The 13,798-nt window shown below is 43.4% G+C and carries 8 protein-coding genes; 2 read left to right on the top strand and 6 right to left on the bottom strand.

Annotation, left to right across the window (positions count from 1 at the left end; translation table 11 throughout):
* Positions 1–14 precede the first annotated feature (14 nt).
* From PHEP_RS02520 to PHEP_RS02500, 5 genes are all read right to left on the bottom strand, one after another.
* Positions 15–1,310 carry a DUF4959 domain-containing protein gene (locus PHEP_RS02520; RefSeq protein WP_012780680.1) on the bottom strand — a complete coding sequence of 432 codons (1,296 nt, stop codon included), beginning with the start codon at positions 1,308–1,310 and terminating at the stop codon, positions 15–17.
* A complete protein-coding gene (locus PHEP_RS02515; RefSeq protein WP_222831136.1) occupies positions 1,307–3,313 on the bottom strand; it encodes a RagB/SusD family nutrient uptake outer membrane protein in 2,007 nt (668 codons plus the stop codon). Before PHEP_RS02515 ends, PHEP_RS02520 begins: the two co-directional genes overlap by 4 nt.
* A gap of 13 nt (positions 3,314–3,326) precedes the next feature.
* Positions 3,327–6,587 carry a SusC/RagA family TonB-linked outer membrane protein gene (locus PHEP_RS02510; RefSeq protein ID WP_012780678.1) on the bottom strand — a complete coding sequence of 1,087 codons (3,261 nt, stop codon included), beginning with the start codon at positions 6,585–6,587 and terminating at the stop codon, positions 3,327–3,329.
* A 732-nt stretch (positions 6,588–7,319) separates the two neighbouring features.
* Positions 7,320–8,573: a sialidase gene (locus tag PHEP_RS02505; RefSeq protein WP_012780677.1), complete on the bottom strand. Its 1,254-nt coding sequence runs from the start codon at positions 8,571–8,573 to the stop codon at positions 7,320–7,322.
* Between the two features lie 155 nt (positions 8,574–8,728).
* A complete protein-coding gene (locus PHEP_RS02500; RefSeq protein WP_183873742.1) occupies positions 8,729–9,523 on the bottom strand; it encodes a lytic transglycosylase domain-containing protein in 795 nt (264 codons plus the stop codon).
* A gap of 567 nt (positions 9,524–10,090) precedes the next feature.
* On the opposite strand from PHEP_RS02500, the gene PHEP_RS02495 reads away from it, so the two are divergent.
* Together PHEP_RS02495 and PHEP_RS02490 are read left to right on the top strand one after the other, a co-directional pair.
* Positions 10,091–11,509, top strand: a complete 1,419-nt coding sequence (locus PHEP_RS02495; RefSeq protein ID WP_012780675.1) for a pseudouridine synthase — start codon at positions 10,091–10,093, stop codon at positions 11,507–11,509.
* A gap of 6 nt (positions 11,510–11,515) precedes the next feature.
* Positions 11,516–12,634, top strand: a complete 1,119-nt coding sequence (locus PHEP_RS02490) for a lactonase family protein (RefSeq protein WP_012780674.1) — start codon at positions 11,516–11,518, stop codon at positions 12,632–12,634.
* Positions 12,635–12,643: 9 nt separating this feature from the next.
* Here the strand turns inward: PHEP_RS02490 and bshA are convergent, their stop codons facing one another.
* The gene (gene bshA / locus PHEP_RS02485) at positions 12,644–13,789 is read right to left on the bottom strand and encodes an N-acetyl-alpha-D-glucosaminyl L-malate synthase BshA (RefSeq protein ID WP_012780673.1); all 1,146 of its coding nucleotides are present in this window, start codon (positions 13,787–13,789) and stop codon (positions 12,644–12,646) included.
* Positions 13,790–13,798 lie beyond the last annotated feature (9 nt).

Raw genomic sequence — 13,798 nt, 5'->3', positions numbered from 1 at the left:
AGTTTATTCCATTTCTATTGTTGTGGAACTGTGTTATCGCCATAAACAGTAATCTCTCCCATAGACCAATAGTTGTTTACGGGAGGTGGCATTGCGCCTGCAATTTCACGTACAAATATCCGAATATATCGCACGGGGCCGGCCTCCAGTGGAATTTCGTATTCCGTACCGTTTGCTGCAAGGTTTAATGCGCCCTGGGGATCTGGCGGAACCATTCTGTCATAGCGAGGTATGGCATGCCAACCCAAATATTGCCAGTCATCTTTAAATGTCCGGGCAGGAAGCTGGGTGGTTTCGGTAATCCCATCGAGGCCGCTGATGTTCTTATTGCGAACGGCATACTCGTCCAGCCAGTACGGACGGTCAGCTAATTTGGCAAAATCTATTTTTTTTAATCCCCATGCCTCAAATTGAGTAATATTTGCTTGTCCGTAAACGGAGTTGACATGATAACCATGAATAACAATCCGACTGAGCTTGACAACTTGTTTGAGATCAATAGTCATAGATATGCCGCTACCGCCTCCGGATTGGGTCAACCATCCGTGAGAAGCAGTATTAACAATGTTGTCCCATAGTGAACTAATGTTTCTGCCAGAAAGATTTGTGACATTGTCATAAGGGATACTTGACCGAAAATCCGCATATGGTTTCGGTACCACCGTCTCAAAAAATGGAGTTGTCTTAAGCAATGTCGTGTCCGATATATTTCCCCACTTATCTTCAAAAGCGATCGCAAAAGTAGTCTCTTTTGGATTAAAGCCCCGAAACGAACGGCGTTCCTTTTCGCTCGAGGAAAAATACATTTCCTTGGTTACCAGAGCGCCTTTTTCATCTTTAACCATCAACCGGACACCAAATTCTGTCTTTTTTGGATTACTCCAATCCGCAACAATACCGCCAAATCCCGGCACCATATTCAAGGAATTCCTGGCAATGCTAATCAGTGACTCCAGGGGCTCAAACGCCAATTCAAGAGGCTCTGAACGCTGTTCCTGTTTATTAACCATGTACAGGCGGAATGGCACTTTGCCCATTGTGTTAAATCCTTCGATCGTAAGCATATTTTTATGAACAGAGGATTTCTCGGTAAACATTTTCCCGTTCCGCTCATATTCTGCCATCACGTAAAGTAAGTTGGGGTCGTTCGGGAGTTTGTAGGTAATCGTCGCTCCCCCGTTAATAGGAGTGATCTGATCAACCTCTATCGGTCCGGAAGACCATTTACCGCCCGGCTTGTCAATTTCCTCTTTGCAGGCGAAAAAGGTACATAAAACCAATACCGCCATTATAAATGTATATTTTTTCATAAATTAATCTTTATTAATAATTCCAATGCTGTACTTAGCGTTATTACCCAACCATATGTTTGAACCAAATTTGGATTAATCCGTAAGTCGTAGTCTCTGATTGGATACAAGTAATCTCTAAATGTAACCTGGCGTACGACTGGACTATAGACGAAAGGAACATAAAATTTTTCAGTTTCTCTTGATGGAGTCCAGGACATTGGACGGAGGTTCCAATACTGAGCAGCCATTTTCCATCGACGTATATCCCAAAAGCGTTGTCCCTCAAATGAGAGCTCGATCAGGCGCTCTCTTTGAATAATTTTACGCATCTCATTTTTATTTGATGGTGCGTCAGGATTAAAGGCCGCTTGCTGCCACGACTGTACTACGCCATTCAATCCCGCCACAGCGCGCACCTCGTCAATCCATTTGTAGACCTCTGCATCTGGCTGGCCCTTTGTTTCGTTCAGTGCCTCGCTGTAAAGGAGATAAAGATCTGATAAGCGTAGTAAAGGAAAGTTATAAGGATATGCTGTATATCGCTTATTCACATCTCCCTGGCTGGCGGATGACTCAAAGGGGATAATCTTTTTAGGCGTATATGCACCATGGCCCGCTGCAGGTCCAACCTCATCGGGACGACTCTTAATGAAGGGGGCAAATGAGACACCGCCATTGGTTGTAGTAGTGGATAGCTCAAAGAATCCTCTGTCGATCCCTAAATTGGCGTAAAAACGCGGCTCCCGGAAGAAGTGAAGAAGGACGGTTACTTCGCCGGTAGCAATATAAGATTCATGATGATCTGCCAACGTTGCCCGTTTTAAGCTATATCTGTTATTGTAGTCATACGTTTTATCTTCATTAATCGGAACACCCTTGTTGGAATAAAACAATTCACCCATATGCCAGGAAGCAGACATGTAGTTGACATAACTAGGCTGATCCGTACTATACAATACCGGAAAAAGACTTGCAAGCATATTTCCTAGCGGAGCAAAGCTGGAACCACCTTTACCATTTGCAAATTGTTCCTGTGTGGCCCAGATTACTCCTGTATTTCGGTCGATCGATTCAGTGATCGCCTTTCTGACAGTCATCAACTGCACCAAACTGTCATTCATCGCGAATGTTTGGGCGCCACCCGCGAACTTGTTGAATTCATATAAGCGGTGTCCGGCAGCATGGGCAGCATCAATTGCCTCCTTTATGGCTACAGCAGCTCTCTCCCATTTTTTAGGGTCAGCAGTAGTGGATATCAATTGTTTCCCGCGTTTATCGATCCAACCTGCATAATCCGGATTGCCGTTAAATAATGGGCTGGCTCCCCAGGCTAAGACTTTCGCCTTGATGCCCAATGCAATAGTTTTGGAAATCCGGCCTTGTTCTGTCGCCGGATCTGGAAGTGCCAATGGTAAATCAACCGCAGCCTCATCCAGCAACTGCACGATGTAGTCTACACATTCATCCACTGGTTCGCGATATACTTTCGTTTCCTCAGGAGTAGCCGATAAGGGCAGGTTTTCTTTCACCAACACGATGGGGCCATACAATTGCATTAAAAAGAAATGGTAATAGGCCTTTAGGAATTTCACTTCAGCGATCCATCGGGCGCGTTCCAGTTCATCGATATCACGGGGAATATGTGCGTTTTCCAGAAAAATATTGCAGTCACGTATGGCCCTATACATTGAATTACCTCCCTGACCTCCCGTCCAGTAATCCTGCAGTGGATTATTGGTGTTTTGAAGTCCACGGGAAATCTGGCCGGCGGGCGTATTTCCAGCCCTGCTATCGCTCCTCCAGTCAAACTCGTCCCTGCTGGTAAAATAGGCAGGGTAGTAAAATGGATTGGTCGGATCTGGCAAGTGTGAGTAACATGTCCTCAGAAACTTATCCATTACGGAGCGATTGGAGAAGGCGTGGTCCAATGTCGCTGTGTCATTTGGTACCACATCCAGGTATTTGCAGCTCATCATTCCCATCAGGGAAAAGGCTACTATTATTCTCATTATATTCTTCATTCTTAGATCGTTATTAAAATTTAACATTCAAACCTAAGTTAAACACGCGCTGAACCGGATATCCCAGGCCTAGCCCGCCCATTTCCGGATCCCACATCTTAAACTTTGAAAGGTAAAACAAATTGGTTCCGCTAAGGTACACCCGCATCATACTCATGCGGGCTCTTTTAGTCAGGCGATTGGGTAAAGTATAACCTATTTCCGCCTGTTTTAGTCTTATAAAGGTTCCGTTTCGCAGCCAATGCGTACTCGTCTGATTGTTATTTGAGATGGTGTACTCAGATAGGCGGGGCCAGAATGCTTCTATATTTCTGTTCGTTTCAGACCAGTGATCGTCTGCGATCGTCTGCATCAGCGCTTTTTGTCCCTGGTTGAGGAAGGGAGAGATACCAGCGGGGTTTATAAAGAACGAGGATCTGGCAGACCCCTGAATAAAGAAGTTGATGTCGAAGGCTTTATAAGCTAACGAGATCGAGTTTCCGTAAATGATCTCAGGAACAGTCGGGTAACCAATGGCTACCATATCGTCCGTATTGATCTGACCGTCATTGTTGATGTCCTTGTATTTAATATCTCCTGCACCGTATTCTCCAAATAATTGTCTGGGCGAGTTGTTTACTTCTTCCTCATCAATGAACAGTCGCTCGGCGATATAACCTATCTTCTGATTGATCTTCTGTCCAACGCGGGTACGCCAGGGAACATCACTATAATCAGGTTCTTCCCACTTCTTAACTGTGCTGGCTGCATAAGTGAAATTGCCATTTACGATTAACGATAAACCGTTATTGAACATTTTGTTGTAGGTTAGCTCCAAATCAAATCCCCTTCCCTGTGCCACTCCAACATTTGCCTGAGGGATCCCCCGAAGACCCATAGTAGTTGGTATATCTACCCGGTCCTGAAGAATATTACTTCGGGTTTCCTGAAAAAAGTCAGCGATAAGCGTCAGATCGTTGAACAATCCAATATTTAAACCTATATTCAACTTTTTTGCAACTTCCCAGGTGATCAGGTCGTTGGCATACCGATTGATTGAAATACCCGAACGGTAGTTTCTGTTCAAACCAAACCAATATCCGGTCCCGTTCATATCGATCTGAGACAGGTAGAAAAACCGATCATACAAAGACCCTATCTGATCGTTTCCAACCTTACCATACGTAGCACGTAATTGTAATTTAGATATCACATCCTTCACACCTTTCATAAACGGTTCGTTGCTGATCATCCACCCAACTCCGGCAGTAGGAAAAAATCCCCAACGGTTCTTCTCGGCGAAACGTTCGGTACCGTTATATCCAAAGTTTAGCTCCAGAACGTAGCGGGTATCATAATTATAAGATAACCTGCCCGCTGAAGAGATGTTCCTTCGTGCAAGAGAGGCCTGAAGGTCATCAGACACTCTCGCATCATATTGAATGGTACCAGTTTCATTCCTGATCGTACCAACCAATGTGGCATTGAGATCATGCTTTTTATTAAAGATTTTGTTGTACGTTAGGCGAAGTTCACCGTACTGGGACGCATTGACCGTCCTGCCCTGACTTACAAAGTTCAGATACTCAGTACCACTGTCTGGATTGAGCGGTGTCAATTGGTAGGAACCGTCTATGGTATTGGCAAGACTGTAAAAAAATGGAACATAGCCACGGGTTTGCGCATAATACGCTTTTCGCATCGCGTTGAATGCTCCTCTTACGTTTAAACCCTCCAGATTCCCGGTAAATTTATGATCCATTTCCATTTGCAACAGCATCATGGACTCTTTTGATTCCTGGAATGAGCTCACCACTTGCGCCCAGGGGTTGGAAAAACTCATTTCCGGATTCATCCCGAAAAGGATATGGTTAGTATATTCGTTGGCTGCGTCTGCCGGATAAAATGGGAGGAACCGTACCGGCGACGCATTTCGGGCAGCGCGGAATACTGCAGCGCCGCCCGATACTGTCTTATTATCCTCGTCTACCATATTAGGAATATAAGGGCCAGTCCGATCATCAAATGATCCGTATGCACGCACAACACCAGTAGTGGTTGGCGCAAACTTAATGGTCACATTCGAGCGTATCTGAAGCCGATTGATATTGATGTTGTTCTCGACCAGATTTTCTTCGCTTTGTTTTAGTATTCCCTTGTCATTCTGAAAGTTGGAAGCCAGGTAATATTGTACAGATTGTCCCCCACCGTTGAGGTTCAGGTTAAGACGGCGGTTGATCGCCTTATCGTCTATTAAATAGTCATACCAGTTTACGGATGGATATCGAAGCGGGTCGGTGCCCAGCTCTGTTTCCCTGATTTTCGAAGAAGAATAGGGCAAGTCTACCAGGGCGTTGCGCGTTCGCACCGCTTCGTTGTGAAGTTTCATGTAGGTAATAGGATCGGCCAGTTGGGCTAACTTAGAATTATAAGAGTTGGACTGTTCAGCTCTTACACTGATCGCCAGTTTGTCTACCGCTCCTACCTTTGTTGTCACGAGAATCACGCCGTTTGCTCCACGTGCGCCATACAGTGCCGCAGAACTGGCATCCTTTAGTACGGAAAAGGATTCGATGTCGTCTACGTTCAACCGGGCAAGGTCGTTTGTTGCCATTTCTACCCCATCAATCAGGATCAGCGGATCCCGTTTACCCGATGTACTAAAAGTCGTAACGCCACGGATGTAAAATTCGGCGTTATCCAGTCCTGGTTCTCCAGACCGTTGATAGGCAATCACACCACCAACCCTTCCTGCCAAAGCGGTCGTCAGGTTACTTGACGAATTTCTCATGGTAGAAGGTCGAACTGTTGAAATAGCACTAACCACACTTTCCTTTTTCTGTGTACCAAAAGAGGTGATGACAACCTCGTCCATCGTAGATGTTGACTCTTGCAAGGTGACACGAACTTCCTTTAAGCCTTTAACAGCCACTTCTTTTGAGGCATAGCCAATAGAGGTAAACTCCAGTATGGCATCGTTGTTCGGAATTGTGATAGAAAAGTTTCCATTCAAATCCGAAACAGTAGCAATTTTTGTCCCTTTAACCCTTATACCCGCTCCGATTATTCCAGCCTCATTAACGTCGCTGACCCGGCCGGTTATGACACGCTCCTGAAACAAGGACCTGCGTTCATTAAGACCATAGGTAACGGACGCCACTTTACCAATATCCACAGCCTTTGCACTAAGTGAAAGGGGAATAAAAGGCGGCACGATTACTACAGCCATAGATAGAACTGTACCTAACCACCTGATTGAGTCCTTTCGACTAAATTTTGTAGTTTTTTTTGTCATAATTAATTGTTTATATGGTTTATTACTAGGTTTTACTGTCTATTTCAAGAGCGGATCATGTTCTTTTAATTGCTTATTTAAATATCTGTCGAAGAAATTGTATTTATGGTTACGTACCCGGTTTTGAAAAATAAGATCGTTGCCGGAAACACTGCCATAAAATCACGGGAATAAACTTCCGCCTTCTTCCGGGCTGTTAAATTTGAGTAAGACTGGGTATCGTAATTTTCATGATGGCAGTTTTAGTTTGGTTTGATTAGGAATTGGTAACGCTAATAGATGAATTAATTTTTGATCCAGCTGATCAAATGTTGTGCAATTTGTCTCAAAATGTAGCGAATATGCCGAAAATCTGTCAAGTAAACCCAGGCATTTCAGCCTGAGATTCTCATAGACCGTACCTGATGCTCCCGCATCATAAGGCTCTTCTCATATAGCCCACTAACCGGGCTAGCTTTACCAGGTATACTACAAAAAACGGTTTCCAAAGTAATTTTTTTTACAGGACTCCGGAAGACCAGCAGCAAAAACTTATGGATCAGCTGCTCCCAGCTTTCTACCCTGCAAAGTGCTGTGAAGAAGATAATCCCAGATCGTAAGCGATGCTGTTTATGTTACCTACGTTTTTAGTCCAATGTTTTTAGCTTCCTCAACCCTCTTTCTAAAAGTAAATTCTAAAGAAGGAATGCATTTGACGGGCATCTTGTTGGTGCCAACTTATTTTATCTCTACTTAGTATTTATCCCAATTTTTATTGGGTTTAGACCAAATGATCCGCGCAACATATACCCTTCCGTCTGCGCCATATTTTGTTGGCTGACGTCCCGACATCCCTTCCGAGGTGGTAATCCACGTTTCGTTCTTATTGACATTGACCACTCCAAAATTGCCCAATTGTGCACCTTTATTTGGCACCAAAATACGTTCAGATTCACGTATAACTACCAGCCGCTCAGGATCTACTTCAGCAATAAAGAGCGGGGCTCTGTGGCGAACTACGTTTTCATTGTCGGTACTGCGCCTCGTATAAACTAGAAATAAACCATTATTATGTGTTACCCAGTGCTGTTGTGTATTATAACTTCCTACATCTTCTCCATTATCAAAACGCCAGACTTTTGGCTTGGAATAATGCAAGCCATCCTTACTCACTGCTACATATGCCGCAGAGTCATTACGTAACGTCAAGTAAAAATTTTGTTTATAAAATGTAAGGGATGGTTCTGTAAACCCTCTACCGATGTGATAACTGAGCACATCTCCATAGGCTAAATAGCTCAATTGTTTGCCATCAAATTTACAGCGCAAGACCGTCGCGCTATACACATTAACGTCTTTTGCTTTAAAATAAATGGGTAACAAAATATCGCCATTGGGTAAATCCAGCCGCTGTGTACTTCCTGCACCGGCATTATAAAACCTATTGGTATCTGGCAGCTTCAAAGTTGCCCATGCAGACCAGGAGTTGTCTTTTGTGTCATAAATGGACCAGGCGGTGTAACGCTTCTCATTTTGAGCATGATGATTGTCTCTGTATGGGATCGTATGGCCGGTTCCAAGTAATTTCTTTGTTTTTTTATGCCATTTTGGACTGAAGTCTGACAATCCCATTTCAAGCTCAGTTCCCATGGGCACGCGACCTAGCGTCTGCGTATCTTCCTTAGGATCCGACCAGGTTTTACCGAGGTCTTTACTTTTTAAATGTGACAGGGCAAAAAAAACGTCACTCCTGCCAATCAGCCATTTTTGCATGGTTAAGACGACCTCATTCAGCCCCTTTTTAGGAACAATTCCAGCATGAGGATGAAACCAATTGTCGATACCATTATAACCGGAACTGACCACATCCAGCTGTATTTTATAATCCAATAATGGACGTGGCTCCCGACCAGCATCCTGACCATAACCCATTGAATAGGAAAAGACAAAAAGAATTACCCCAGATAGATGTACAAAAGAAAATTTAAGAAAAATACTACCTTTCATTATGCTTATTGCTTAAAGTTACTTAATAAAATCCAACAATCACCTTTCGCGGTAAAACAAATCTGCTGATGGAAACGATCTAAAAAACAAAAAGAGGTTGATCATCTTCTATCGATGATACAACCTCTTTCCCCATTTGCGTGTATTTCTATTTCTTATTCTGAACGTTTTTCTTCAGCTTTTTCTGCATTATAAGCCAGCAAGGCCCTTGGGGCCCTATAGCCATAACGAACCGGATCTTTCATGATCTCTTTCATGGATATCAGTTTATAAACATAGCCCCCCGTTTCATTGTTCAGCTTCATCTTAAAATAATTATCCTGGTTTTGCCTGTTAATCTGGCGCTTCATGTGGCTGTCGCCTACATTATAAGCAGCAGCAACCAGTGTCCAGCTGTCAAAAATGCCATAAAGCTCTTTAATGTATTTGGCTGCCGCGATAGTAGATTTACGTAAGTTGTTGCGCTCATCTACCTTTGAATTCACTTTTAAGCCATACATTCGGGCAGTTCCGGGCATAAATTGCCAGAAACCTGCAGCACCTTTAGGCGAAACCCCACTATTTAACCCCGACTCTACCAAAGGCATATATTTAAAATCTTCCGGAATGCCGTAAGCGGCCAGGATAGGTTCGATAATCGGAAACCATTCCGCTGCCTTTCTGTGCAGCATATTGGTTTGTAAATTGCTGAAATAATGTGCAGCGAGTGTCTTTTTCATTTTTTTCTCTACCCTGGCATCACCAATAGGTAGCGACTCTTCTGCAAAATTTAACTGAGCCATAAGAGATAATGGCTTCCTGATCTTTGTTGTTACTGTGTCTTTTTTTGTTGTACTTTTTTCTTCTTTTGAAATACTCTCCGCTGCTTGGGGCATGTTGTAAGCAAACACTTTTGCCATAACCAGTAATGCAATAATTACCGTACATGGTATGATGTGTTTCTTTATCATTTTCCTCCTTCTTTTGGTTAACAATTTTAAAACGCCTGCAAACATACAACATATTTGGCTAATTATCAAGTAATTACAAATTAAAGCGCTAAAATCACGGTTTATATACCTTTAAACGATGATTTATATTTATCTTCAGCAAGCGATATTGGCCTGCTTATGCGTTCTACTTTTTAAGGCCAAAACAGCCCTCCCAAAATGCCAGGTCTACTCCCTGAAACCCATAAAAAATATAGACTTGCCAAGGCAGACTCCGCGCTTTTGAACCAGAAATCTAACAGTTAAAATAGTGTTTTAGCTGTGCTGCTAAATATTTGGTCCTTATTAGATTTTTTTTAGATCATTTTTAAATCTTACTTAGGTCAAATCGACCTAGCAAGGACCTAGCAACGTCCTAGTAAGGACCTAATAAAATTCAAAAAACACATAACGCTCCACCATACCTCTAGGGCAATAGAATTGTCAGTTACCTAAGTAGGCACTCACCGGGTAACATACTAAAATTGCGAATCAGCGCAATTTTATGTAATTTTGTGGCCGCATAAATTATGCGGTTAAAAGCGTATCATGATCAAAAACAACAACAGGAACAGTCGGGATGACAAGTCCAAACCGGGAAACCGAAGCACAACAGGCAAAAAACCAGATGGAGCAGGTGCTTCATACAAGGGAAAAAGCAAGTTTGACGATAAAGAGGGGAAAGACAATAAATTTGGTGACTCAAAGGATTTTAAACCGAGAACGTCGAGAACCCCAGGAGCATTTGGTGCTTCGAGAGGCCCAAAAGAAAGTGACAGAAAGGATTTCAAACCAAGAGCAGGAAAAGACGGTGATTCAAAAAGCTTCGGTTCAAGAGGCACAGGCTCTAGAGACTTTAAACCTGGCAACAGAGACAGCGACAACAGGGATTTTAAACCCCGCTCTTCTAAAGATGGCGGTTCAAGAGAAAATCCTGCCGGAGAAAGTAAACGCAGCTATATAAAGAAAGATAATTTTAGTACCGGAGGGGATAAACCTTTCCGGAAATTCGATGATAAAAAAGGTCAGAGCCCAAGAAGTACTGACAGCAGGCCCTTTAGAAAAAGGGAAGATGAGCAAGCCAAACAAGGCTTTAAGCCATGGGAAGGCCGTCCCGAGCGGGAAGAACGCGGAGAGCGTGGAGAGCGTGGAGAGCGTGGCAGCCGCCAGGAACGCAACAATACCTGGAACGGCCCGGAAAAGGCACCTACCATGCGGGGCAGAAAAAATGCCCCTGTCCAGAAAGATGACGGCCTGATCCGTTTAAACCGTTACATTTCAAATTCAGGCATCTGCTCCCGCCGTAAAGCCGATGAACTGATTGAAGCTGGCGTAGTTTCTGTAAATGGTGAAGTGGTTTCGGAACTGGGCCACAAAATAGACCCGGTAAAAGATCAGGTACGCTATAATGGCGAACTGCTGAAACGTGAAAAAAAGATTTACGTACTGCTCAATAAACCTAAAGATTATATCACCACAACCGACGATCCACAGGAACGCCGTACAGTAATGCAACTGGTAGAAAAAGCCAGCCGCGAACGCATTTATCCTGTAGGCAGGTTAGACAGGAATACTACAGGCTTATTGCTGATGACCAATGATGGCGACCTGGCCGATAAGCTTTCCCATCCTAAAAACGGAATCACCAAAATATATCATGTAGAACTGAGCAGGAGTTTAAGCCAGGGCGACCTGAACAAAATTCAGTTCGGATTGGAGCTGGAAGATGGGATCATTAAACCTGATTCTGTATCTTACGTAACCGGGGGTTCTAAGCGCGAAGTAGGTATCCAGATCCATAGCGGAAAAAACAGGATTGTACGTCGTATATTCGAACATCTTGGATATGATGTGGTGAAACTAGACCGCGTGGTTTATGGAAACCTGACCAAAAAAGACCTTCCCCGTGGAAGATGGCGCTACCTGGAAGAGCATGAGCTGATCCAGATCAAACACCTGATAAAGTAATTAAATATGAATAAGATCTGCTCACTTTTACTGGTTACCTTTTTTACACTGCAAAGCTTTGCACAGAAAAATAACTATAATTTAATTATCGGCACCTACACCAGTCCGGGTAAAAGTGAGGGGATCTACCTCTATAACTTTGATGTGAACACTGCTGATTTCAAGTTCAGGAGTGTAGCTAAAGATGTAACCAACCCCAGCTATCTTGCCCTAAGCAAGGATAACAAATTTGTTTACTCGGTAGCAGAGGCCCCCGGCATCAGTGCAGTAGCTGCATTCGGCTTTGACGGCGTTAAAGGCCAATTTAGATTTTTAAATAAGCAGGCCACCAACAGTCAGGGCCCCTGCTTTGTAACCACCAACGGTAAAAATGTTTTTTCTGCCAATTACGGTGGTGGCAGTATGTCTGTCTTTGGCATAGAAAAAGATGGTTCGCTAAGCCCCCTGAAACAGCTTGTACAGCATACCGGTAAAAGTATCGACCCTAAAAAACGTCAGGAAAGCGCACACGCACACCAGGTACAGTTTACACCAGATGGCAAATATCTGGTATGTACAGACCTAGGTGAGGATCAGGTATACATCTACAATTATCATCCTGAAGGAAAAGACCAGTTGCTAAGGGTAAAAAACACGGTAAAAACAACCCCAGGTAGCGGACCAAGACACCTTGCCTTTAGCCCCAATGGTAAATTTGCTTACCTGGCGCATGAATTTAATGGCAGCATTACAGCATTTAGCTATGCCAGCGGCAACCTTAACAAAATCCAGGAGATCGGTACTGCACCCAAAGATTTTTCGGGAAGAATTGATGGGGCAGATATCCATGTATCGCCAGATGGCAGGTTCTTATACGAGACCAACCGTGGGGATGCCAATACCATTTCTGCTTTTGCTGTTCAGGCCGATGGAAAGCTGTCTTTTATAGAAACCATTAGCACGATGGGCAAAGGCCCAAGAAATTTTGTTATTGACCCTTCGGGAAAATATTTGCTGATTGGACATCAATATACCAACGACATCGTAATTTTTGAGCGCAATAAAAAAACCGGCACCTTAAAGGATACCGGTAAAAGAATGGAAATAGGTGCGCCGGTCTGTCTGCTTTTTACACCGGTTAAATAAGACAACTTTCTACACTTTGTGTAGTTTGTGCGATTCCTCAATAACTTTATTGTAATAATTTACATAATCCGGAAGGATCTTTTTCAAATCAAAATCCTGTGCCCTTGCAAATGCATTTTCTTTAAACTGCTGCAGCACCCCATCGCTTTCCAGAATATGTATGGCCTTATTGGCCATATCTTCCACATCCCCGACATTGCTCATAAAGCCCGAGAAACCATCTATATTGAGTTCCGGCAAACCACCAGAATTAGAAGTAATAGCCGGAACTTTACAGGCCATGGCCTCCAATGCCGCCAAACCGAAGCTCTCAGACTCTGAAGGCATTAAAAACAGGTCAGACACAGAAAGAATTTCTTCTACTGCATCCTGTTTGCCCAGAAAACGGACATGCTCGCAAATGCCCAGGCTTCTGCAAAGCTGTTCATCATAGGCACGTTCAGGTCCATCCCCTACCATTAACAATTTGGAAGGGATCTTTTCCTGGATCTTCTGGAAAATCCTGATTACGTCGGCAGTACGTTTAACCTTTCTGAAATTGGAAGTATGGATCAGTATGCGCTCGTTGTTTGGCGCAATGGCCTTTTTAAAATGATCTTTAGGTTTTAAGCTAAAGCGGCTGAAATCTATAAAATTGGGGATTACCTTAATCTCATTGGTAATTTCAAAATGCTCTTCTGTATCTTTTTTTAAACTTTCGGACACGGTGGTTACGCCATTAGATTTATTGATAGAGAAGGTAACTACCGGCTTATAGGTTGGATCTTTACCTACCAGAGTAATATCGGTTCCGTGTAATGTGGTTACAAAAGGGATAAAAATACCATACGTTTCCAGGATCTGCTGGGCCATAAAGGCCGCCGAAGCATGCGGGATGGCATAATGTACATGCAGGATATCGAGCTTTTCAAAACGCACCACATCTACCAGCTTGCTGGCCAGTGCCGATTCGTAAGGTGCATAATCGAACAAAGGATAATCCCTTACGGAAACTTCATGATAAAAAAGGTTGGCAGAGAAAAAGTCGAGTCGTGCAGGCTGGCTATATGTGATAAAATGCACCTGATGACCTTCATCGGCAAGCGCCTTTCCAAGTTCAGTAGCCACTACGCCACTCCCTCCAAAAGTTGGGTAACAAACAATACCTATTTTCATGAATACATA

The organism is Pedobacter heparinus DSM 2366 (assembly GCF_000023825.1).
In the GTDB taxonomy this organism is placed as follows: domain Bacteria; phylum Bacteroidota; class Bacteroidia; order Sphingobacteriales; family Sphingobacteriaceae; genus Pedobacter; species Pedobacter heparinus.
This window is presented reverse-complemented; position numbering and strand designations above follow the sequence as displayed.

What these genes read in the sequence shown, in the direction of transcription:
- PHEP_RS02505 (WP_012780677.1), bottom strand. Translation starts at nt 8,573, where the DNA reads ATGAAAGGTAGTATTTTTCTTAAATTTTCTTTTGTACATCTATCTGGG.
- PHEP_RS02515 (WP_222831136.1), bottom strand. Translation starts at nt 3,313, where the DNA reads ATGAAGAATATAATGAGAATAATAGTAGCCTTTTCCCTGATGGGAATG.
- PHEP_RS02510 (WP_012780678.1), bottom strand. Translation starts at nt 6,587, where the DNA reads ATGACAAAAAAAACTACAAAATTTAGTCGAAAGGACTCAATCAGGTGG.
- PHEP_RS02520 (WP_012780680.1), bottom strand. Translation starts at nt 1,310, where the DNA reads ATGAAAAAATATACATTTATAATGGCGGTATTGGTTTTATGTACCTTT.
- PHEP_RS02495 (WP_012780675.1), top strand. Translation starts at nt 10,091, where the DNA reads ATGATCAAAAACAACAACAGGAACAGTCGGGATGACAAGTCCAAACCG.
- PHEP_RS02490 (WP_012780674.1), top strand. Translation starts at nt 11,516, where the DNA reads ATGAATAAGATCTGCTCACTTTTACTGGTTACCTTTTTTACACTGCAA.
- PHEP_RS02500 (WP_183873742.1), bottom strand. Translation starts at nt 9,523, where the DNA reads ATGATAAAGAAACACATCATACCATGTACGGTAATTATTGCATTACTG.
- bshA (WP_012780673.1), bottom strand. Translation starts at nt 13,789, where the DNA reads ATGAAAATAGGTATTGTTTGTTACCCAACTTTTGGAGGGAGTGGCGTA.